Consider the following 22,970-nt stretch of genomic DNA (forward strand, 5'->3'; position numbering starts at 1 on the left):
CTCCTGGCTGCCCAATACGTTCACTTCAACGTCGGTCAACGCTTCGGCAATCGCGATCCTCTATGACGCGGACGGTAAGGCGCAGCTTGCCGGGAGTTCCATGGTTCGCGTTTACTGCCCTGGGTCGCTCGGTCGGTCGCGAAGTTGAATTTCGGCGGTGTTTTGCAGGTAGCTCTGATGCGATACGGGCACCAGGACTGCGTTCTCGTGGAAGGCGCGTAGCGTGGTTGAGCCGCAGCTGATCATTGTCGCTTTGAGCTTGGCGATGGTCATCGTGACAGTGTCGTACATGCTGCCGGCGTACGGTACGTAGCCGTCGACGCCTTCCTCGAAGACGAGGTGCTGCTCGCCGCCCTGGTCGTAGCGGGACCAGTTTCGGGCCCGCTGAGAGCCTTCGCCCCAGTATTCCTTGTAGAGTTGGCCGTTGACGCGAACCAGTTTGGAGGGGCTTTCGGCGAAGCGGGCGAAGTAGCGGCCGAGCATGATGAAGTCTGTGCCCAGCGCGAGCGCGATGGCCATGTGGTAGTCGCTCAGCAGGCCGCCATCGCAACAGATTGGGATGTAGACGCCGGTTTCCTTGGCGTAGGCGTCGCGCTCGGCGACGACGTCTATGAGTGCTGATGCCTGGCCGCGGCCGATTCCTTTTTGGTCTCTGGTGATGCAGATGGAGCCGCCACCGATCCCGACCTTGATGAAGTCGGCTCCTGCGTCGGCGAGGTAGCGGAAGGCTCGTCCGTCGACGACGTTGCCGGCTCCGATAGGGGTTTGGTCTCCGAATTCGCCCTTGGCGTACTGGAGGGTGTTGCGTTGCCAGACGGAGTATCCGTCTGAGGAGTCGATGCACAGGAGGTCGGCTCCGGCCCGGACGAGTGCGGGGATGCGTTCTTTGTAGTCGTGGGTGTTGACGCCTGCTCCGACCCGGAACCGCTTGTCGCTGTCGATCGTCTCGTTCTGGAAGGTCTTGTGGAGTTCGTAGTCGCGACGCAGGACGATGGACTCCAGGCTTCCGGTGTCGGCGACCACGGGAAGTACGTCGAGGCGGTTGTCCCAGATCATCGCGTTCGCTTGGGAGAGTGAGATCGAGGGGTCTGCGACGACGAGGGACTTGGCGGGCTGCATGCGCGATTCGACGGAGTCGTTCAGGTCGTGGCGCTTGGGGTGGAAGTCGCGGGTGGAGATCAGCCCGAGGAACGTGCCGTGAGGTGTGCCGTCGTCGGTGACTGCGGCGATGTCGCGCTCGGCCGCCTGTAGGAGTCCGGCGACCTCGCCGAGCGTGGCGGTTGGCTTGATGTTGATGTCGCTGTGCCGGAATCCGGCCTTGTGTTGCTTGACGTTGCTGACCATCTCCGCCTGGGCGGTGATTGGTTGGTTGTGATGGATGAAGCCGAGCCCTCCGCACTGCGCGAGGGAGATCGTCATGCGTGGTGAGGAGACCGCTCCCATGATGGCGCTGACCAGGGGGACGGCGATCCGGATTGGCGACTGTTCGCCGAGGCGGTGCCGTACCAGCGGTGCGCTGAGGTCGACGCTCCCGGGTGTGCAGTCCTCGGTGGTGAGGTTGGGGACGAGCAGGTATTCGTTGAGCGTCCGGGAAGTTTCGTCGAGGATTTTCACGCGATCTCCTTGCTCCGCGAGCTATGTGCGTTGGCGGTTGCGGCAGGTTATCAGCCGAGGCCCGTTGGTCAGCTGATTCCTGTGAGTGTTGCCGCAACCGCCCGCCGCACCAGGGCGGATCTTGCCAGGGCTTGTGTCCGTCCGTGATTCGGCCGGCAACGCCGGCCCGCCCGGAAAGGCGTTGGGGCGCTGCCTGCGCTCCCTGACGGCGGTTCGTCAGTCGATCGTGGTCGGGCGGGCCGGCGCTGCTGTGCTCAGTCCTCGAACGCGGTGAGTGGTTCGCCGGCGATGATCTCGGAGGTGAATCCGTCGGGGCCGGTGGGGCGGTCGCCGAGGATTGTCACCCGGTACATCGTGCGGCGTACGTCGAGGTGGGACAGGTCGGTGGCGGCGAGGTGGGCGGTCGCGCGGTTGTCCCACATGGCGACGCTGCTGGGCCGCCAGTTGAACCGTACGGTGTACTCGGGGCGGATGATCTGGGCGAAGAGCAGGTCCAGGAGCGTGGTGCTCTCGGCAGGGGTGAGGTCGGGGATCCGGCTGACGGAGGCCGGGTGGACGAACAGCGCCCGCTCGCGGGTCTCGGGGTGGACCCGGACCACGGGGTGGAGCGAGATCTGTGGGTCGTCGCGGTTCATCTTGCGGATCGTGATGTCCTCGGGGTCGGCGGGGTGTATCTGGCAGCCGGCGAAGAAGGTGTGCTCGGCCCGGAGTCCGTCGACGAGGTTGCGCATCGGCTCGGAGAGGCCGTTGTACGCCGCGACGAGGTTGGTCCATTGGGTGTCGCCCCCGAAGGGCGGGACCGTTTCGGCGCGCAGGATCGAGATGGCCGGTGGGTTCACGGCCGGGGTGAGGTCGGTGTGCCAGCCCGCGGTGTAGGAGGTCCACTTCTGGCGGTACCGCTCCTCGAAGTCGCGCCCGTACCGCGCGTCCTCGGCGTCCGGGTCGATGGTGAGGATCTGCGGGAAGCCCTCGGGGTGGACACCGTGTTTGGCCCCGGGGCGGCGGGTGAGTTCGCCGAACCGGCGGGCGAAGGCGATGTGCTCTGCGTGGGTCAGTTGCTGGTCGCGGAAGAAGATCACCTTGTGGGCGAGCAGCGCGGCACGGACGGTCGAGATGACGTCGTCGGTCAGCGGCTGGGCGAGGTCGACGCCGTGGATTTCGGCACCGATGTGCCCGGCGATCCGTTGGACGGTGATCTGGTCGGGAAGGGTCTGTGTCGTCATCGTGGTGTCCTTTCATCGGTGCCCCTGGGCGCGGGTACGGGGCGGGCTGATGGGTCGTGGGAGGCGGGCTCGGGCTCGGTAGCTTCGCTTCTCGTCGGCTTCGGACAGGCGGGGCCGGGGTGGGGGTATTGGAGTTTGTGGTGCCATCTCCAGGTGGTCAGCAGCAGCCACAGCGTCTTGGCCGGCAGGGCGGACAGTCTGCCGCCGCGCGGCAGGGTGAAGAGGTGGTTGACGAGCGGGTCGGCGTGCAGCTCGGCGGCGTGGAGGCGTACGAGCGCGGCGAGACTCCGATGCAGCGCGGCCGGTTCGGGGTGGGGGAAGACCTGCTTCGGCCGTGCCAGCAGCGCGGCGGGGAGCGTTCCGGTGAGCGCGGCGCGCAGGATTGCCTTGCCTTGCTGGGCTTGGATGTCGACGTGGTGTTCGAAGGGCAGCGTGAAGCACCACTCGACGAGGTGGTGGTCGAGGAACGGCACTCGGATTTCCACCCCGGAGCGCATGCTGAGGTGGTCCTCGAACTGCATGACCCGGTTGAGCTGGGTGTGCACGAGCAGCCGATGCGCGCGCTCCAGCGGGGTGCCGGGTAGTCCGGCGTGGAAGTCGAGGACGCGCTCGTGCATCTGTGCCCGGTGGGCGAGCACTTCGCAGGTGAGTCCGGCGGTCTGCCGGGAGCCGGGCAGGGAGTTGATAGTGGCGGCGGACGGCTGGCGTACGTCGATGATGTGATTGACGAAGGTGGGCAGGCTGACGTAGCCGCCCATGGTTTCGTCGGCGCCTTGTCCGTTGAGCACGACTTTGAGTCCGAGGTTTCGGACCATCCGGTAGTTGTGCGCGATGCTGACGTGCCGGACGTCGTCGCCGATCGCCGCGAGGTCGCAGACCGTATCGACGTCGTCGAGTGTGACCGTACTCGGGCGGGCGGCGATGCGGTGGGTGACCTGGCCGGTGTGCGCGGCGAGCAGCTTGCTGAAGCGCAGGTCGGCGTCGGCGGTGTCGCGGGCCCGCCGGCACCCTGCGGTGGTGTGGGTGAGGGTGATGGCGGTGAGCGGGCCGGTGGCCGCGGCGGTGGCGGTGATGGCGCTGGAGTCCAGGCCGCCGCTGAGAAAGGCGGCGACCGGGACGTCCGCCACGAGCATGCTGGTCACACTGTGCCGGAACAGGGCGCCCAGTTCAGTGGACGCCGCCGGGGCCTCGGCCGGACGTTGTCCGGCCGTCTGGATGGGGAGCTGCCAGTACGTGTGGGTGGTTTCGGATCCCTCGTGGTCGAGGGTGAGGTGGGTGGCGGGCGGTAGGGCGTGTACCTGGTCGATGAGGGTGAGTTGCCGGTCGACCTGGAGCGTGGAGGAGCACAGCAGTTGCGAGTAGAAGGCGTCCAGGTTCGGTCGGCGTGGTACCTGCGGGCAACGCAGGAGGGCTTCGACCTCGGAGGCGAAGACGAGGAACCCGCTGCCGCGGTGGTAGTACAGCGGCTTGACGCCGAGCCGGTCCCGCACGAGGTGCAGTTGCCGTGCGCGGTCGTCCCAGAGGGCGAAGGCGAACATGCCGTCGAACCGGTCGAGGGCGGCAGGTCCCCACTCCTGCCACGCGCGCAGGACAACTTCGGTGTCGGTGCCGGACTGGAAGCGGTGCTGGCGTTGTAGGTGACTGCGCAGGTCGGCGAAGTTGTACAACTCCCCGTTGTAGACAAGCGTCAGGTGGTCGCGGGTCATCGGCTGCGTGCCATGCTCGGTGAGGTCGAGGATGCTCAGCCGCCGGTGTCCGAGCGTGATCTCGCGTCGGTGCCAGACATTTCCGCCGTCAGGGCCGCGGTGGGCCAGCCCGGCGGTGACCGCCCGAATCTCGTCTACGCCGGGCACGCTGCTGCCGCCAGAGGCGAACCGAAGGACTCCCGCGATGCCGCACACGGCTACCGCCCCTCGCCGTGCGGATCCTGCAACGGAGCGCGCAGGTGCTCCTCGATTTCCTTGAGCCCGGGGCCGGTGAGCATCGTCTGGTGGTCACCGGGCACGACTTCGACGCCGACGCACGTCCTGGCCAGGTCCTGCCAGCCGGCTAGGGCCTCCATCTGGCGGGCAGCGGTCTGCGCGGACAGGATCAACAGGAGGTTCTGCACTGATCCCTCCGGCTGCCAGGAGGTCAGCGCGGCGTGGTTGCGCACGATGATGTCCAGCCGCTGTTGAGCGAGCGCGTGCTCCGGCTCTGGACCGGTCAGGCCGAGCTGTTCGGCCAGCACCTGGGCCCGCGCCAGCGGCGGCAGATTCTTGGTCGTGTCGACGGCGGTCACCAGCGTCGCCTGGTCGAGGTGAGGGGCGAGTGTGCTCACCTGCGCCACCAGCGCGGCGGCGTCACCAGCGCGGTCGAATGGCACGACCGGGTCCAACAGCGTCAGCCGTACGCTCTGGCCATCCTGCTCCAGCCGGCGAGCGATCTCGTAGGCGACCACGGCCCCGAACGACCATCCAGTCAGTCGGTATGGGCCGGCCGGTTGCACCGAGCGGATCCGGTCGAGGTAGGCCGCCGCCAGCATGGGGATGTCGCGGGCGTTGTCGTCGCGGTCGTATGGAAGGCCGTAGCAGCTCTGCTCCGGCGCCAGCGCGCGGGCAAGCGGGGCGTACCAGTCGACGGCGCCGCCGACCGGGTGTACCAGCCAGTGCGGTTGGGCGGTGGCCTCGTGCCACCGGTCGGTCAGCGGTACCGCTCGGGCGGTGTGTTCGAGGGAAGCGACGAAGCGGTCGGCGACGGATTCGATGGCGTCGGCCCACACGCCCTCGTCGTAGCTGAACCGTGCCTGAAGCGTTCCTCGATCGATTGCGAAGGTGACGTGCAGCGGTGTGGGCAGGACGTTGCTCGGACTGATGGCCTGGCTCGTATCGAGCGGGGAGGAACGCAGGACGCCACGGCCGTTGACGGTCGTTGTCTGCCCGAGGTAGTTGACGGTGACTTTCGGTAGGTCGAGCTTGCTGAGCAGCGTGCCCAAGGAGCTGTCGGGTTCGAGGTAGCGGGCTCGCCCGAAGGTGGCCCCGCCAGCGGGTACCTGGGCGAGTTGTTGGCCGAACGCGGCGGCCCAGTCGAGCAGACTGTCGCCCTGTGGCGGGGCCAGCAGGATCGGGTACAGGTTGGTGAGCCAGCCGACGACGCCATCGGCTGGGAGATCGCCGTCCCGACCGTGCCCTTCGACGAAGGTGTACAGACCTGGCCGATCTGATAGCGGCGCGAGTGCCTGGGCGAGCGCAGCGAGCAGGATCGACTCGGTGGTAGAGGAGTACAGGCGCGGCGCGTCGTGCAGGAGGTGGTGGGTCGCGTGCGGGGTCAGCTTCCGGGCGGTGTGCCGCAGGTGGCCGACCGGCGCGGGTTCTGTGGGCTGATCGGTCCCGAAGGTGGGCTTGGGTTGGTCGAGCAGGCCCTGCCAGTAGCCGAGTTCCGTATCGGCGGGCGCACCCGGCGGGGACAGCTCGGGGAGACCCGGTGCGGGCTGGTCAGGCAGCGGTTCGCCGAGGGCCAGCCGCCGGCACGCCGATTCGATGTCCTCACCGAGTATGTCCCAGGACACTGCGTCGATGATCAAGTGGTGTGCGACCAGGTACAACCATCGCTGCGGGCTGCCCGGCCTGCTGAACACCACGGTCCGGAACAGCGGGCCGTCCTCGATGTTGAGGGACCGTTGCAGCTCGTTGAGTTCCTGTGCAAGGTGTTGCTCGGCGGGACCGGACAGCACCCGTTGTTCGATGCGTACGGGATCGTCTTGCAGGAACGCCACCCAAGTGTGGCCGTCTCGGCGGAACCGGGTCCGGAAGGCGTCGTGTCGTGCGAGGGTCCAGACCAGAGCCTCCAGCAGCGCCGGCTGTGGGGTGTCCGGAGCGATCTGGTACAGCCTGGCCTGGTTGAAGTGGTGCGGGTTGGCGAACCGCTGGGCGAAGAACCAGCCTTGGATCGGGGTGAGGTCGATCACCGTTCCCGGCGGTCGGCGTACCGCCGTCGCGCCCGCCGCAGTGCTGACCATTAGCGCTGCCATGGTTTCGACGGTGCGGGCCTGGAGCACCTGCGCCGCAGTCAGCCGCATGCCGTGCGCGCGGGCCCGGTTGGCCAGACGGATGGCCTGAAGTGAGTCGCCGCCGAGGGCGAAGAAGTCGTCGCTGGGACTCGCCGAGGTGCCGAGCACTTCCCGCACGAGGGTGATCAGCCGGGCTTCCCGTTCGGTGGCTGTCCGCCCGGGTGGTGCCGTCTCGGCGTGCTCGCGGGGTGCGGGGAGCCGGCTCGGATCGATCTTGCCGGTCGAGGTCCGCGGAAGCTCGGGCAGCACGGTGTAGGAGGCGGGCACCATGTAGTTCGGCAGCCGGTCGGTGACCCAGCCACGCAGCTGTGTCACCAGGTGGTCGGCCGGCTGGTCGGAGGCGACGTAGGCCAGCAGCCGGCCGGCCCGGTCGCTGGACGGTTGGAGGAGGACGAACGCGTCGTTGACCTGGGGGTGTCGGGTGAGGCAGCGGCGTACCTCGCCGAGTTCGATGCGATACCCGCGGAGCTTGACCTGCTCGTCCAAGCGGCCAAGGATCTCGAACTCGCCGCGCTGGTTCAGCCGGGCCCGGTCCCCGGTGCGGTACAGCCGCGTCCCGGCGAGCGGCCCGCCCTCGGCGATCACGAACCGGTCCAGCGTCAGGCCGGGGCGCTGGTGGTAACCGGCGGCCACCCCGGCGCCGCCGATGTGCAGCTCGCCAGCGGCACCGATGGGTGCGAGCCCGCGCTGCGGGTCGAGCACGAACATGCTCGCGTTCGCGACCGGGCGCCCGACGCTGATGCGGCTGACGGTCGACTGCGTCTGCGGGTTATACAGGCGCGCCGCAGAGCTGAACACGGTGGTTTCGGTGGGTCCGTACTCGTTGAGCAGGACCGCGTGTGGCAGGTGGGTGGCATGCCCGATCACCAAGTCCGGGGGGCAGGGCTCGCCGCCGACTGCGACGAGACGCAGCGACCGCCCCCACCCGTCGGGGCCGTCGACGAGGTGCCGGTAGAACGAGGGCACCAGGTTGAGGTGGGTGACCGCGTGCTGCTCGACCAGGTGCCGTAGCGCGTTGGGATCGCGGGTTTCGTCATCGGCCGGCGGGAACACCACCGTGCCGCCGAGCGTGAAGGTCCAGAAGATTACCGAGGTGGCCACGTCGAAGATCGGTGGCAGGGTGACCAGGGTGCGCGGCGCCGCAGCCCCGACGAGTGCCGTGCGGGCCTGGATCGCGGCGGCGGCGTTGCCATGGGTGGCCAGGACGGCTTTCGGGGTGCCGGTCGAGCCGGAGGTGTACACGAGGTACGCCGCTGATTGCGGCTCGACCTGCGGCCGGGCGGGTGCCGAGACAGGTTTGACGTCCGGCCGGTCAGCCACGATGAGAGGCAGGTCGAGCCGCCGCAGACCGGCGGCCGTGGCCGCCGTGCAGACCAACGCGACAGGTTGGGCGTCGGCGACGAGCAGGTCCACGCGGGCGGGCGGCTGTTGATCGTCGAGGCACAGGTACACCCCGCCTCGACGCAGGACGGCCAGGCACGCGGCGACCAGCTCCGGCGATCTCGGTACGGCGATCGCCACGATCGCCCCCGCGACCACCCCATGTTGGGCGAGCTGTTGCTCCAGGTGCGCAGAGAGTCGGTCGAGGTCCTGGTATGTGACCTGCCGGTCGCCCTGTACCACCGCCGTCGCGTCAGGTCGCCGGGCGATGTTCGCGTCGGCGCCGCCGTGCAGCGTGGGGTGCGCCACCGCGACCTGCGGGCCTGTCCCGGCGCGCAGAATCGTGGCGTTCTGATCGGGGCCGAGCAGGTCCAGCGCGTCGATTCGCTGGTCCCAGCCCTTGATCATCACGTCGAGGACGTGGCTGAAGTTCGTCAGCAGGGCCTGCGCGGTGGCCCGGTCGAACAGCTCCTCGTCGTATTCCCACAGCACCTGCACTCCGGCGTGCGACAGGCCGGACCCTGCCTCGGGCGGATGCGGCACGCACACGACGTTGAGATCGTTCTTCGCCGACCCGTTGTGCTCGATGACGAGTTCACCGCGCAAGTCGTCGACCTCGAACCGGGGCCGAGGGCTGTCATGGAAGGCGAACATCAGCGAGAACAGCGGATTGCGGGACGGGTCACGCGGCAGCCTCAGCCGCCGGACGATCTCGACCAGCGGGAACTCCTGGTGGTCCTGCGCCTGCAAGATCGTCTGCATCGTGTCCGCGACCACCTGCGACACGGTCCGGTTCCCGGCGATGGATAGCCGCAGCGGCAGCGCGTTGACGAACATGCCCATCACCGGTGCCGTGTTCGGCAGGCGCCGGTTGGACAGCGCCGAGCCGATCACCATGTCGTCCTCGCCGGTGTGCCGCCAGACGAGGGACGCGAAGGCGGCCAGGAACACCCCGAACCGGCTGACCCGATTCTGCGCGCAGAGTGCATCTACGCCGGCGACGGTCGATGCCGGTATCTCGGCACGCAGGCAGCCGCCACGGAAGGCTCGCCGCTGCGGTCGGGGACGATCCGGTTGGAACGTGACGCCCTGCGCCGGGCAGCCGTCGAGCGTGCGCTGCCAGAACCGGCCCTGCTCCGCGAAGTCCTCCGTCGTGGTCCACTCCTGGTACCAGCGGGCGTAGTCCCGATACTGGACCGGCAGCGGCGCGAGGTCGGGCTGCCTGCCCTCGACAGCGGTGCGGTAGACGTCCCGGATCTCCCGCAGCCACAGCACCGCCGACCAGCCGTCGTGCACGAAGTGATGCTCGACCTGCAACAGGCTGAACGACGTCGGCGACAGCCGGTACACGTGCCAGCGCACCAGCGGCAGCGCGCCGACATCGAACCGGCGCCGGGTCTCCCGCTCCACCTCGGCTGCCATGGCCGCGGCGCCCAGCGCCTCACCGACATGGGCCAGGTCGACGACATCGACGCGGACCGGCCACGGCTCGTGGACAACCTGGACCGGCCCGTCCGGGCCGTCGTGAAAGGTCGTGCGCAGGATCTCGTGCCGCGCCACGATGTAGGACAGGGCGGCCTCCAACGCCGGCACGTCCAGTGGGCCGGTCAGCCGCAGCGAGCACTGCGCGTTGTAGGCCAAGCTGCGCGGGGCGAGCTGGTGCAGCACCCAGATCTGCTGTTGCTGGGCGCTCAAGGGCGTAGGACCGTGGGATTGCGTCGCGGCGACCAGTGGTGGCCGACTCCCGGGGATCGCGACCTGAATGTGGGCCGCGATCGCCCGAACGGTGGGCTCGGCGAACATGGCGCTGATCGGCACCTCGACGTTGTACCGGGTGGAGATCATCGCCGCGATCTGGACGAACGCCAGGGAGTTCGCACCTACCTGCGTCAGCGACGTCACCACGCCGACCGCGGAGCGGCCCAGAATGTCGGCGATCTCGACGGCCAGTGACGACTCCAACGGGCTCGCCACCTCGTCTGCCGAGTCACCGGCGGGCGCGGCCGGCTCCGGGAGGCGCGACTCATCGACCTTCCCGGACGGTGTGCGCGGCAACTCGTCCACGACCAGGTACGCCGAGGGCTTCATGTAGGCAGGCAGCCGCTCACTCAGGTAGGCGTCCAGACCGGCGGTGTCCCACCCCTCCCGATCGCCGCCGCCCGGCGCGGTGACCAGGTACGCCACGAGGACGACTCCGCGTCCGGCCGCAGCGGCGCGAACGTACGCCTGGACAACCCCGGGATGGGACATCAAGACCGTTTCGACGTGCCCGGCCTCGACACGGTTACCACCCACCTGGACCTGCCGGTCGATGCGGCCCAGAAACACGCACTCACCGCTGTCGGTCACCTCGACCAGGTCACCGGTGCGGTAGGCCCGCTGCCCGTCGAGCTGGACGAACCGCTGCGCGGTCAACTCGGGCTGATGCAGGTAGCCCAAGGCGAGGTTCGAGCCGGTGATGCACAACTCGCCCCGACCGCCCGAGCGGACCGGATGACCGGCGTCGTCCAGCACGAGGTAGTCGGTGTTGATGATCGGCCGACCGAGCGTCAACGGCGCCCGCCGGCCGGTCTGCCCGTCGTACACGTGCGCGTAGCTCGACCACACGCACGCCTCGGTCGGCCCGTACTCGTTGTACAAGGATGTGGAGGGCAGCAACTCGGCATGCCGGTCGATCAGAACCTCACTCCACCGCTCGCTGCCGATCATCACCGCCAACAGCCCGGTCGGCGGAGCTGCGGCGGCGCGCTGCAAGAACGGCGCGTACAGCGACGCCGCGTAGACCAGATGCGTGATGTTTTCGTCTCGTACCAGGGCCAGCGTGGCGCCGACGTCGCGCAGCCGCGAGTCGGCGACCACCAGCGTGCCGCCCGACAGCAACGCCCACCACAGCACCCCGGACGCCAGGTCGAACGCGACGGAGTGCACCAGCGGCACCCGCTCCGGGATCCCGTAGGCCAGCGTCCGCGCCCCGGTCGAGTTCAGCAGCGCCCGGTGGGTGACCACGACGCCCTTCGGCCGTCCGGTCGAGCCGGAGGTGTAGATCACATAGGCGGGATCAACCGCACGCGGGGAGGCGTCGACGGGGTCGTTCCTATTCGTGGAGGCCAGGGTGTCGTAGGTGACGACCGGCGCACCGGAGGTGCCGAGTCGCGCGGCACGGTCCGACGTGGTTACCACCAGCGCCGGCCGGGCCTGCCGCAGCACGTCGAGTAGGTAGTCGTCGGGCATGTCGACATCGAGCGGGAGATACGCAGCGCCGGACCGCACCACGCCCAGCACTGTGCAGACGAACTCCACCGACGCCTCCAGCACCACGGCGACCAGCGGCACCGACCCGGTCGTCTCGCCGAGCGGCGTCACCAGTGCCGCGGCCACCGCTCGCGATGCCTCGTCAACCTCGGAGTATGTGGTCGTCCGGCCCTTGTACCGCAGCGCCGGACGATCCGCGTGAGACGCCGCTATCGCCCGCCACGCGCTGCCGAGGTGCCCACCCAGGTCGATCAGCATGGAACCCTCCCGGTCGCGCCGGACTCGGCATCGGCGATGCTGCGGGCAACCCGATCCCGAATGGCCGGGCTGATTTGCTCCCCGAGGTGCTCCAGGAAGTGCCGCAGGTACTCGACCCGTTCGGCGGGTGGCGTCTCCGGCCGATCGAGGAACATCAGGTCATGCGGGGTCATGGCCCTGACGGCGTACATCGGTGCAGGCGCGCGCATGACCTGGAAGTCGGGGTTACGGACGCTGGCGACGGTGCTGGACGGATGGAATTCGCCGAGCATGAGACCTCGCCTCACGAACTCCATCCGCAACACCCGGTGCCCGCCGTCGATGAAGCCGGCCGCCTCGGCCGGCTGAACGTCAGGGAAGAAGGCCAGCAGTGTTCCCGAACGGAAGTCCGTCTGCTCATTGAAGATCTCGCGGAACAGCGCCGGCAGGTAAAGGCCCTTCTCCACGGCCTCGTCCCTGTCCGACCGCTGGGTACGGATCGTCACGAGCCAGACGAGGTTGCGCTGCATCGCGTACCTGAGCCTCGTGCACACGTCGCCCGGTCGCTTGATGTCGGGATGCGGCGCCGCCACGAACTCGTCGAGCCAACGCAGACAGGACCGGTACGTGGGGTACCGCGCGAACAGCGCCGAAGCGTTGTTGATGTCGGTGAGTGACCCGTTCTCGAAGGGATAGCGCTCAACCACGGCATGGGCCACCTGCGCCATGCCGGTTGGCGGGCTTACCATCGTCTTCCTCCATGATCACTTAGGTGGCGCTGCTTAGGCGCGGGACGAGGAGCAGGGACGGGGTTTGCGGCGTGGCTACCGAGCCGGATCACTCAGGGATCGCGCGATGGGGATGCCGAGCGTGGGCGCGAACACGGCATGCAGGGCCGCCGCTCCGGTGCTACGAGGTCTAGGCGCCGGGCTCGGTACCGAACGGCTTCCCGCTGACGAGCTCGGAGACGAAGCCGTCGGGGCCGACGGGCTTGTCCCCGACGATCGTCACGCGGTGCAGGGTTCGCCTCGTCCCAGGCTTCAGGTCGGTTGCCGCGATGTGAGCCGTCGACCGGTTGTCCCACATCGCTACCGAACCCTCCTCCCAACGGAAGCGGACCGTGTACTCCGGCCTCGTGATCTGCGCGAACAGCAGGTCGAGGATGTGCCTGCTTTCGGCGGGCGACAGCCCGAGGATCCGGCCCGTGCGCGACGGGTTGACGAAGAGCGCCCGCTCGCCCGTTTCCGGATGGACCCGTACCACCGGATGGACGGCGACCAGCGGGTCCCCCTCGATCATGTCGATGATTCTTCGATCGATCGGGTCGTGGTCGACCATGCGGTATCCGGCGAAGAAACTGTGCTCGGCCCGCAGAGCGTCGACGAAGGCGCGCAGCGGTGCCGACAGCCCTTCGTAGGCCGCGACCAGGTTTGTCCACTGGGTGTCCCCGCCCACCGGCGGGGCCACCTCCGCGCGCAGGATCGAGGCGGCCGGGGGGTTGACGGCATGGGTCATGTCCGAGTGCCAACCCGTGATCGTCGTTGCCCACCGCGTCCGGTAGTGAGCCTCGTAGTCCTGGCCGTAGCGCTCCTCGTCGATCTGGGGCGAGATCGTCAGGATCTGGGGGTACTCGTCCAAGGCCGCGTTGCTCTGTGTACGAGAACGACGCGTGAGTTCGCCGAACCGCTGCCCGAGCGCGATGTGCTCGGCGTGAGTGAGCGTTTGCCTGCGGAAGAACAGTACCTTGTGGGCCAGCATCGCCCTCCGGATCTCCGCCACGGCATCTTCGGCCAACGACCCTGCCAAATTCAATCCGACAACCTCGGCACCGATGTGGCCGCCGACCGGGCGGACATCAAGCTGTCCTGCGGTTGTGGTGTTGACGGACGCTTGCGTCGACATTCTCGTCCTGCCTTCCGAATTCGCCTCGACAAGAGCCGCCACAATCACTTCGCAGCCCTGGCGGATCTCTCGGGACGGTGCGATTACGACGCTTGATGTAACCAACTGCACCACCAACCATCACAGAGCGCATTGCACTCTGGGAATACCTACCTGTGGTCCGACCTCGAGTCCGACCTTCGGTCCGACATGGCCTTGAGCTGCCTATACGTCTGCAGCTGCCTGGATGACGTGGGAAGCGGCCGACCCTCTAGATTGAGATGCCTACCTTGATCACGGCGCGTAGTCGGCGAGGTGCCGGCTTGATCCGCCGACCAACCTTGCCGTCAGATCGCTGTCCAGCGAATGGTGCGGTTGTTGTCGCGCAGCGAGCTGGCTCGGCGTTGGAGTTCGGTCAGCGCGGCGGACTTGTGGAGCCCAGTTCGGATGTATGCCGCAAGAGAGTGGAGATCCCGGATATCGCGAAACGTCCGGTAAGAGGGCCAGGCGGCGATGTCGTATCCGTAGGCACTGGTAAAGGCGAGGCGTTCGTCGGAGTCACCGAATCGGCTGCCGGGAGCGCCGACGAGCACCACATCCAATTCGCGCGGTCCGATGCAAGCACCTTCCCAGTCGGTCAGGACGTAGCCGTACGAGCTTGTCGGGTCGGGTAAGGGGTTGCCGGGGTGGGCATCGTTGTGGACGAGATCGCCCCTACCAGCTTCAGCACCTGCTCTCTGGGGGCAGCTTGGGATGACGACGCGGTGCGTGCCTTCGTCGCCCGGCAGAAGGAGCCATGATCTCCGACGAGACGGAAGACTTTGAGAGAGGGGCAGGCCCACCGCTGAGAGTCGGACGCTTACACCGGCACCGCCGGCCGCATCGAGAGCGCGATCGTCGCGGTCTACGCACCGCGCACGGTCACGCGCTGGTCGACCGGGACCTGTACGCGCAGTGCGAATGGTTCAGCGACCCCGCCCCCGTGCGTCAGGCAGATTCGGCGACCGGCACGTCTTCGCGACCAACAGAAGGCACTTCGACGATGTCATCGACGCCACTGCGCCGTTCCTCCTCGCCCGGATTGCAACGAGGTGAACGGCGGACATCCACCGTGAGCGAGCTCCGACTGCCGTACTAGAGGCAAATAGCCGACCACGAAGCGCGCAACACAATCCCCCCATCCGCATCGCCCCGGACGAGGGCCAGGTCGTCGGCGGGATCGGAGTGGGTCAGATGAATTTTCTCACCACTTCGGAAAAGGGCGTCGGCTACAGTGGTTTGGGCACGCGTCTCGTCAACTCCGGTGGCAGCGTCCACGAGAACCCGGTTGCCCGACTGGTAGGTGACCACGATCCAGCGCCCAAGGATCTCGAAGCTCTTCACGATTTTGGTAGGGACATTCCAGTTCACCTTCCCCGCCAGCGTCACCCCGTGCAGCCCTCCGGTGCTGTCCTTGTTCACAAGGGTATGCGTTGTTGGCTTTAGGGCATTCACTTTTCGGTGGAATTCCTTGGTGAGCGCGCGCACGGTGCGCTTGCCCGTTACAGACTCGGTAATCCAAATGCCATCGCGATAGTCAGGCAGAACAGCTGAGTTCTCGCATCCGTTATCGGCATAAGGGATATTGAGTGTGGCGGGGCCGTAGTCACGGATAACCTTGCCGGTGTTCAGATCGATGAGCAAAGGGTCGATCCACAGCGTCGATGCGGTGGGGCGGTCCGAAACGTGGCCGGTGTACCCCGCACTCGTCCACAAGGTCCTGCCGGTCCCGTCCACCATTCGAGACTTCTGCCCTGCAGAAAGCAGGATCCGATCCGGCCACGCCCCGAGGATCACGTCGCTCTCCGGGATCGCCGTGCCCTTGCCTTCGTCCGCCGGCGCCGTCGTCTCATTGCCCGTAAGCACGTCCCGGATATGCAGCGTGGCCTTCCAAGTCTCCTCGCTCAGGCCCTGTGCTGGCTGCGTTGCAACGGTTCCCCAGACCAGCTTCTCGCCCGCCAGTTTAATGCCTGTGGTCGAGCCACTAGGGAACCCCGTCAACCGGGTCACCGAGCCAGTAGTCATGTCAACGGCGGCCACCGTCCCGTTCTGGCAGTCAATCACCTGGGTAAACGGGGCAATCCACCCCAACTCAGCTGATCCACATTGCCCGTACACCTCGCCGGTGAGTACACCACCGGGTATCGGTCTAGGCCGGACCTGTTCTTTGAAATAGGCGAGCTCACTGTCGGCGAACTCAGGGTTGCCGCACGCATCAAGCACCGCCGAGTTAAGTGAGGCGAGCATGGCGTCGACGTCAGAGTTTACGAACCGCAGACGGCCTAGCGCCTCCACGGAAGTGGTCGGTGGCGGGGTCAATCGTCCAATCGCGTCCGCCAACGCCGTCGCCGCGTGGCTTACCCGTGCCCCGTGCGCTTTCATACCTTCGAGCGCCGCAACAAGCTGGGCGAACGTGGCGTCTTCGGCGAGCAGCGCGACGTGCTCGGAGCCGATTCGATCCGCTGACGGGCAGGACCATGCACCTCGGTTTACGCTACCAGTCTGCATGTCGCTCCGAGCAGCGTCGACAGCGACCGGTGAACTCCAAGCTGTGGGCCCTTGAGAGTCAGGAGAGTCGGTCAGGCTTGAAATGGCGGCCGTGCCAGAAACACTAGCTAGTGTCATCACCCCGGCCACTGCTATCGCCGCGAGGCCGCCGAGCCTGATGTTCGTCTTGCGAACCTGGTTCACGTCGCCAGCGGCAATCACCGAGTGCTTCATATCGATCGTGGCGGCGGCAACCTCGACCCTACGGATAGTGGTATCGGCAGCCGAGGGTCGAATAGCTACCTGATCCGACGATTGCTGCAGACCCTCCAATATCGAGTCGATACGCAATAGCTTTACACCAGCGTTTGCGGAAACTACGGCGACGAGAACCATGATTGCAAACGCGACTGCCCAGTCAAGGCGTTGAACGACCAAGCCCGCAAGACTCCCGCCGAGCACCGCAGCCACGCAAGCCAGTGCGGCTATATTCCGGCTTGGATGGATCAACTTACGCACGGGCTCAAGGTTCGCCTCATATACGGGAAGTTTTTCAAAATCGATGCCCATCGCCTGCTCCCAGGCGCGTCGCCGGGCGGGCGGCAGGCTGCTGACCTGGGTGATAGGCGTCACAGTTAGTTGAGAGTCGCCAGCTCGGGGGAAGTGCTCGGTGACAACGCCCAGCACAGCACCACCCGCCACGACAACCGCACCGGACATTCCCGACCACGCGGATTCGTGGATAGCTTGGGCTCGCGGTGGCAGCGGCCGGGGAGTGCTTGTAACACGCAGAGTCAAGAGCCCCGAAACGAGACGATCTAGTGTCGGGATCTCTCCATTTACCTGCGCCGTTTCCCTGATTGGAGTCCGAGCATGATTTTGGGCTGGTGCGTACTCCATGAACTTGGGGAAGCCGACGGCGCTGCAAGACGGGACAACCTGGGGAAGTGTTGCATGACGATCCACTCGGGCGAACCGAAGTTGGGGCAACTTGCTAATTTCATCGGTGCCACCATGCTCACGGCTCGCCACCTCAAGCAGTGCAAGATCCGCGAGCTTGGCGTCACCAGGATCGACAACTGTTGCTTGCCAGAGGACTTTAGAGACATGGCGGGACTGCGGGCCTTGATGCGAGCCAGTTGCACGACGGTGGGAATCCTGGTCTTGTAAACTCGCGGTCCGCATTGCCCGCACGTAGACAGAGTGGCCGCTGGTCAAGACATGTGCCGAGGTGAGGACCTTTCGGCCTCCGACTAGAAGTCCGGAGCCCTGTGACCAACGGGGCGAGGCGGTGACGCCATTGTCGACCAAGACCTCGACAACGCGATTATAAAATCCAATCTGCGAGGCATCCATCGAGATTGACCTTGTCAGCCGGGAAGATCGGCGGCGATAGAACCGATCTTGATACCCTCGTGATCACCGATCACAGGTGGGTCGAGAACGATTGTCACTTGCTGGATGGCTTCTCTAGCGTAGGACCCTTCCGCTCCAAGTTCAAAGACCCAAAGCTTCAGACCAGTTGAGCCAGTACCAGACATAGTGAGCCCGACTTGGAAATTCAGCGTGATTTGCCCAACTGGGAACTGAATACCGGACGCGTCTGTCGTCGCCATTGCCTGTAACAGCTCTTGTCGAACGAGCGCGACCGCGTCCGCCAGCGCTATCTTGGTCACTCGTACCGCCCTAACGGCTATCTCGGATCCTCGCGAGAGGATTGCTATCGGCGTCCGGTCGCCGGCCACAGTACCGCTGATCAATGTTCGGGTCAGTCGACTGTCGGCAGCACGACAGCCCTTCCCCGGTGAGGGACGTTTCAGCGGACCGTTTGGCCAGGCTGCCGGCTAGAGCGGCGTCAAGGCGCAATGATGGCGTTGCCCGGCTGCATCATGTAGGGCATCAGGCGGACCGACCGGCGGGTCGCCAGTGTACAAACCGCGTCACGGTTATGGCCGTTCGGGTGGTCCTCGTTCTCCTGCTCAGCAACAGACTGCTAGGTGAAGTGCCGGCAGCTAACGGAAGCCCCGACGTGAGCGTCCTTCCATACCTTGAGCGGCGCAAATGAAATACGCCAGCACCGGGTTGGGTGGGCGCCGAATCCGCGGATCCCGCGTTGCCACGCTCGATACGGGACGAAGTCCCCTTAGTCATTTGCCCGATCGGCTCAGTCGATGCGTTCGGTTGGTCTAATCTTATCCATCTTCACAAGCCCGACGTCTGGAGATCGTATGCTACGACGATCAAGAGCCTCCACCGCTCTGGCCATTTCCGTCCTATGCGCGGGAGGGTGTGCGTCGATCCCAAGCGGACAGTCCCCATCCCCATCCCCATCCCCATCCTCCACCTCTCATCAGGCGGGTCAATCCAGCAGCAAACACCGGATTTGGAAGAAACTATCAAGCCAGCCGCCATCGCCTCTGAATGCGCCACGTTCGTCATACAAGCTAAGGACATAGAGGAAGTCCTAAAGACGACGGTCACCGAGGCCACTTACACCGAGGGTTACCTCGGCGGTCCGATGGAGAACTGCATCTACGCAACTACATCTCGGCGCGTCGGCGGCACATCGCAAGATCTACGCCTTGTATCGATCCGGGTCGTCGCAGATACCTCGTTATGGACCGACACCGACATCGCGGCTAAGTGGAAGGGGAGTGCGGACGGCAGCATTGGTGATGCCGTTCTCAAGAGCACCGGCGACTCCGTGCCAAGTGTGGTATTCCTCAAAAGCGATCGGATGGTGGAGGTGTCCTTCATGGCCGAGGTTGGCACAGCCCAACTGCACGAATCCGCAGCTCAGTTGGCGGAGATAGCGGCGGCACGGCTATAACACCCGGACGCCTCCTCCCCTGGGCCTAATGAGTTCTGGGAGCGAGCCATCCGGCAAACTCCTGGTGGGTAGGTAGCCACCGGCAGCTGAGCACTCCCTGAGCCTGGACGTTGAGTCCTGTTGAAAGGCGTGCCGCTGCTGGTCGGTGTGGAGAGTTGATCGCTGATGGGATGTCGTGCCCGCCCGGTTGCGGCATGAGCACTGCTTCATTAGGTCGCTGATGGTTCTCCTCCTGGCTACCGGAGGTGATCGGTTCGATAGGCGGGAGATGTGTTGCTGTTCGTAGGAGATGACTGGGCGGAGGACCATCACGATGTCGAGGTGATGGAGGCTTCCGGCCGTCGGCTGGCCAAGGCCCGGCTGCCCGAGGGCGTCGCGGGTATCACCAGGCTGCACGCGATGATCGGTCAGTGGCTCGACGACGACGTTGACGACACCGAGGATGTCGGCGCGCGGGTGAAGATTGGTATCGAGACTGATCGGGGTCCGTGGGTCCAGGCGCTGATCGCCGCCGGTTACACGGTATACGCGGTCAACCCGTTGCAGGCAGCCCGCTACCGGGAACGCCTCGTGTTGTCCGGGGCCAAGAGCGACGCCGCCGACGCGCACATGCTCGCCGACATGGTGCGCACCGACTCGCACCAGTTGCGCCCGGTCGCCGGTGACAGCGCCGAGGCGGAGGCGGTCAACGTCGTCACCCGGATGCACAAGACGCTGATCTGGGAACGCACCCGGGCCGGCCAGCGGCTGCGGCACGCGTTGCGGGAGTACTTCCCAGCAGCCACCGGCGTCGGCAAGTGTGTAGGTGGTCGGCAATAGAGGCGACGGCCCGCTCCTGAAGCTCACCAGCTACGCAATGTGACGGTAGGGGCGACCCGGCGGCCCAGGATCTGTAGCCGAGATGAGTGCACCCGATCATAAGGCCGATGGACACGAGCGAGGCGTCGCGGTAGTCCCTATTCCCAACGGCGCGTGGCGGAAGTATCGGCTCGGTGGCGGCTACCGTCCGAAGGAACAGCTCGAGCGGGCGCTCACGGCGGCCCTGGACGGCTTCGAGTGTTGGCGGCACGCATCGCGCTGAGTCACCCGCACCCCTGTTCAGATCTTCTTCTTCCCCAGGTAGGACAGGGCGATCGGGAGCGCGACCTTCGCCGCCACCTCGGCCACCGGTGTGCCGATCTCGATGGCGAGGTCGCGCGCGTGCGCGGCGGCCTCCGTCCACTGCCGCGCCGGCCAGTCCGGGAGGCCGAGGTCGAGTCCGAGGAGTTCGTGGAACTCGCCGATGCTCGCCGCGACCCGGTTGCGGGACTTCACAATCGCCGGCGAGTCGACGGGGTTGAGTAGCACCTTGGCGTCGGCGCGGCGGGCGGCCCGCGTCAGGCTGTCGAGCAGCGAGTCGGTGACCTGCGCGATCAGCCGCACTCGATCCTGCCGGACCTGGTGCATGCCGCGTTGGATTGCCTCGGCGTCGTCTGGGGAGGTCTGCTTCTCCCGGTCGAGCTCGAGCTCCTGGATTATGTGATGCAGCAGGCAGGCGTGTGTGAGGACCCACAGCCAGAGGGGTACGTCATGCTCGGCCCGCTTGAGCGCCTTGGCGAGGTCGCCGATCCTGGCGGTGTCGTCGAGGCCGTCGGCGATCTGCCGCAGTTGTCCCAGTGCTTGGGCCTGAAGGGTGGCGATCCGCCCGTGCTCCTGCTGCACGGTGGACCACTGGTCGGCGGTCACCCGGCCAACGCTTTCGCGGATGGTCACCGCCTCCTGGATCGACAGACGCGCGCCGTTGAGCTGCGCGATCTCGCCGATCCTCTGGTTGTGCAGGATGGCCGTGGCCTTCTCGTCGATCGCGGTGAGCTTGGTGTTGATCTCGGCGAGGGCGCGCTGCAGCGCCAGCTGGCCCATCACGCCAGCGACTCCGGCCAACGTCGCCGGATTGAGCAGCGAGCCGGGGCCCTTGGCGATCTCGAGGAAGCCGCCGATCTGGCCGCCCGTCTTGCCGCGCAGAACGGTGGTGGACAGGCCGGTAGTGGCGGATTTCCGCAGGCCCATCTTCTCCAGGCGGGCGGCCGACTCCTCGGTGATCTTGAGCCAGCGGGCCGAGCCAGCGGCGATCTCGGCGCAGCCTCGCATGGCGGCGGAGCCGACGCCGAGCACCTGCCCGAAGTTCTCGGCGACGTTCTCGGACATCGCCCACAACTCCTCCGCGTGCAGGAACCGCTCGACGGTGGCCGGTTCGCCGACGGCCGTCAGACCGTCGCCATCCTGGAACAGGTACATGTCGTCGTTGATGGTCGGCTCCTCACCTCGTCATCCGCGGTGAAGATAGCCGTGATCGTCAAGATCTCGTCGGCCGGGTTGTCCAGCGAGGCCGGTCGCGGGGGCGATTACGACAAGGCGAGCGCGGTCACGGGCAGCAGCTGAACCCGGACTTTCACCAACCAGGCCCGCTCGGCGTTGCCGCCGCTCGCCCGCGACGAGATCGAAGGGCTCGCCTCCGGTTGGCAGCGGGTCGAACAGGTCGCGCCGCCGCCCGGCAACGTCGGATCACCGAGCTGCACGAGCAGTACGCGCCTGCGCCGCTGAACGGGTAGATGATCACCGGCCTGGTCTGCGTGCAGGTTCGGGGAGTCCCGACACCTTTCGGCACCCCTACCCACGCGGACGCATCCAGCCCCGCCGGCTTGACTCACGCAAAGGCTCGGTTCGCTCGGCCGGCTCGGAGCCGGTGGATCGGATCAACCCGGCGGCGGTCGAGGCGATGCGCGAGGTCGGTATCGACATCACCGACCAGACCCCGAAACGCCTGGAGTACGACACGGCGCGGAGTGATCCGACGTGATCATCACGATGGGTGACAGCGACGCCTGCCCGATCTCTCGGCAATCGCTACGAGGACTAGAAACTCGACGACCCCGCCGGCCAGAGCGTCGAGCCCGTCCGCCCGATCCGCGACGAGATCCGCGCCTTGATCGAGGCCCTGCTGGCCGACCTGACCCCGGCCGCCTAAGGCTGCCCGACCGCGCCTGCACAGTCTCCGGTGGGCCGGGTCAGAACATTTCGGCGACCGGAAAGTGGCAGCTGCCAGTGTCGTTGGCGTGCCGCTTCTTACGCCGCAGCACATCGTCCAAGGGGATGCGCCCGTCGAGGATCGTGAAGAGGTCGGCGCCACTCATCGTCATGAAGCAGGTGCCCTCGCTGTAGGTGGTACGCGCGGGCTCGCTCAGATCGTTGATGCTGATGATCAGCCCGAGCGCGTTCTTGCCCTTACGCTCGACCTTCTTGGCGAAGGCGTCGGCCTGTTCCCGGCTGACCGGATCCTTGGTCCACTTCGCCTCGATGATGTAGTCGTCAGTGTCGAAGCTGATCGACCCGTCGATCTGCTCGGCCGCCAGCGAGTAGGCCAGCCGCGGGGAGAGGTCGAACATCGCGAATAGGGTGTTGAGAAAGTCCTCGAACTGCCGACCCCGCTCGTGCACGTCGGCCATCGAGTGCATGGCCAGGAATCGGCCGCGCAGGTCGTCGAGGTCCTGCGCGAAGCGCCGCTGCAGCTCGACTTGTTGGGTGTAGGCCGCCCGCTCGGCATCCAGGCGCTCACGTTCGCTGATCAAATCCTCGTACGCGGCCGTATACGTCTTCAGGTCGGCGACGGCGGCCTGCGCCCGCGGCAGCCATTTCTCGGCGTTCTCGTGCCGCTCCAGCTCGGGAAACCGCTGCATGTTGGCCAGCTCGACCATCAACTGCACACTCGCGTGCTGATAGACCCGCTCGCCCTCGATAAGCCGGTCGACCACCTCGTCGGCGATCTCGCGCTTCGAAACCCCAAAGTTCACCCCGGCCAGCAACTCCGGATGCTCCCGCAACGCGGCCCGCAGAAACTTCTCCAGCGTCGGCCGATACCAGAACACCCCGGCCAGCGCGGCCCGCAACGCGTTGTACGCAGCACCGGAGATCCGCTTCGTCGCCCGGCTCTCGCTCATCGGCT

General features: G+C 66.5%; 12 protein-coding genes and 2 pseudogenes. 3 read left to right on the forward strand and 11 right to left on the reverse strand.

Annotation, left to right across the window (positions count from 1 at the left end; genetic code table 11):
- Nucleotides 1-111: 111 nt before the first annotated feature.
- The 9 genes from O7626_RS03240 to O7626_RS03280 all read right to left on the reverse strand — a co-directional run bounded on the left by O7626_RS03240 (nt 112) and on the right by O7626_RS03280 (nt 17,837).
- Nucleotides 112-1,614, reverse strand: a complete 1,503-nt coding sequence (locus O7626_RS03240; protein WP_278059092.1) for an IMP dehydrogenase — start codon at nt 1,612-1,614, stop codon at nt 112-114.
- A gap of 254 nt (nt 1,615-1,868) precedes the next feature.
- A complete protein-coding gene (locus tag O7626_RS03245) occupies nt 1,869-2,837 on the reverse strand; it encodes a TauD/TfdA family dioxygenase (protein WP_278059094.1) in 969 nt (322 codons plus the stop codon).
- On the reverse strand, nt 2,834-4,738 hold the full coding sequence (asnB, locus tag O7626_RS03250; RefSeq protein WP_278059095.1) for an asparagine synthase (glutamine-hydrolyzing): 1,905 nt from the start codon (nt 4,736-4,738) through the stop codon (nt 2,834-2,836). The genes O7626_RS03245 and asnB overlap by 4 nt, the downstream gene beginning before the upstream one ends.
- Before the next feature lie 2 nt (nt 4,739-4,740).
- On the reverse strand, nt 4,741-11,775 hold the full coding sequence (locus O7626_RS03255; RefSeq protein ID WP_278059097.1) for a non-ribosomal peptide synthetase: 7,035 nt from the start codon (nt 11,773-11,775) through the stop codon (nt 4,741-4,743).
- Complete coding sequence (locus O7626_RS03260) at nt 11,769-12,503, reverse strand: DUF6875 domain-containing protein (protein ID WP_278059099.1); 735 nt, start codon at nt 12,501-12,503, stop codon at nt 11,769-11,771. Before O7626_RS03260 ends, O7626_RS03255 begins: the two co-directional genes overlap by 7 nt.
- A gap of 169 nt (nt 12,504-12,672) precedes the next feature.
- Nucleotides 12,673-13,770, reverse strand: a complete 1,098-nt coding sequence (locus O7626_RS03265; protein ID WP_278059101.1) for a TauD/TfdA family dioxygenase — start codon at nt 13,768-13,770, stop codon at nt 12,673-12,675.
- 212 nt (nt 13,771-13,982) lie between these two features.
- Nucleotides 13,983-14,477 carry a phosphotransferase gene (locus O7626_RS41425; RefSeq protein ID WP_347404742.1) on the reverse strand — a complete coding sequence of 165 codons (495 nt, stop codon included), beginning with the start codon at nt 14,475-14,477 and terminating at the stop codon, nt 13,983-13,985.
- Between the two features lie 292 nt (nt 14,478-14,769).
- Complete coding sequence (locus O7626_RS03275) at nt 14,770-16,848, reverse strand: hypothetical protein (protein WP_278059105.1); 2,079 nt, start codon at nt 16,846-16,848, stop codon at nt 14,770-14,772.
- Between the two features lie 683 nt (nt 16,849-17,531).
- Nucleotides 17,532-17,837: a trypco2 family protein gene (locus O7626_RS03280; RefSeq protein ID WP_278059107.1), complete on the reverse strand. Its 306-nt coding sequence runs from the start codon at nt 17,835-17,837 to the stop codon at nt 17,532-17,534.
- A gap of 611 nt (nt 17,838-18,448) precedes the next feature.
- On the opposite strand from O7626_RS03280, the gene O7626_RS03285 reads away from it, so the two are divergent.
- A complete protein-coding gene (locus O7626_RS03285; RefSeq protein WP_278059108.1) occupies nt 18,449-18,991 on the forward strand; it encodes a hypothetical protein in 543 nt (180 codons plus the stop codon).
- A 273-nt stretch (nt 18,992-19,264) separates the two neighbouring features.
- A pseudogene (locus tag O7626_RS03290) lies at nt 19,265-19,774 on the forward strand (IS110 family transposase); the annotation flags it as partial.
- A 315-nt stretch (nt 19,775-20,089) separates the two neighbouring features.
- Here the strand turns inward: O7626_RS03290 and O7626_RS03295 are convergent.
- Nucleotides 20,090-21,265 carry a hypothetical protein gene (locus O7626_RS03295; RefSeq protein ID WP_278059110.1) on the reverse strand — a complete coding sequence of 392 codons (1,176 nt, stop codon included), beginning with the start codon at nt 21,263-21,265 and terminating at the stop codon, nt 20,090-20,092.
- 424 nt (nt 21,266-21,689) lie between these two features.
- Between O7626_RS03295 and O7626_RS03300 the strand changes: the two are divergent.
- Nucleotides 21,690-21,995, forward strand: a pseudogene (locus O7626_RS03300) (heat-shock protein HtpX); the annotation flags it as partial.
- A 40-nt stretch (nt 21,996-22,035) separates the two neighbouring features.
- Here O7626_RS03300 and O7626_RS03305 read toward each other — a convergent pair.
- On the reverse strand, nt 22,036-22,965 hold the full coding sequence (locus O7626_RS03305) for a restriction endonuclease (protein WP_278059112.1): 930 nt from the start codon (nt 22,963-22,965) through the stop codon (nt 22,036-22,038).
- Between the last annotated feature and the right edge of the window lie 5 nt (nt 22,966-22,970).

Origin of the sequence: Micromonospora sp. WMMD1102, from assembly GCF_029626265.1 — a bacterium.
Classification (GTDB): Bacteria; Actinomycetota; Actinomycetes; order Mycobacteriales; family Micromonosporaceae; genus Plantactinospora.

Bases quoted from the DNA above. Each gene is read 5' to 3' on its own strand.
- O7626_RS03245 (WP_278059094.1), bottom strand. From the start codon at position 2,837: ATGACGACACAGACCCTTCCCGACCAGATCACCGTCCAACGGATCGCC.
- O7626_RS03255 (WP_278059097.1), bottom strand. From the start codon at position 11,775: ATGCTGATCGACCTGGGTGGGCACCTCGGCAGCGCGTGGCGGGCGATA.
- O7626_RS03260 (WP_278059099.1), bottom strand. From the start codon at position 12,503: ATGGTAAGCCCGCCAACCGGCATGGCGCAGGTGGCCCATGCCGTGGTT.
- O7626_RS03295 (WP_278059110.1), bottom strand. From the start codon at position 21,265: ATGTACCTGTTCCAGGATGGCGACGGTCTGACGGCCGTCGGCGAACCG.
- O7626_RS03305 (WP_278059112.1), bottom strand. From the start codon at position 22,965: ATGAGCGAGAGCCGGGCGACGAAGCGGATCTCCGGTGCTGCGTACAAC.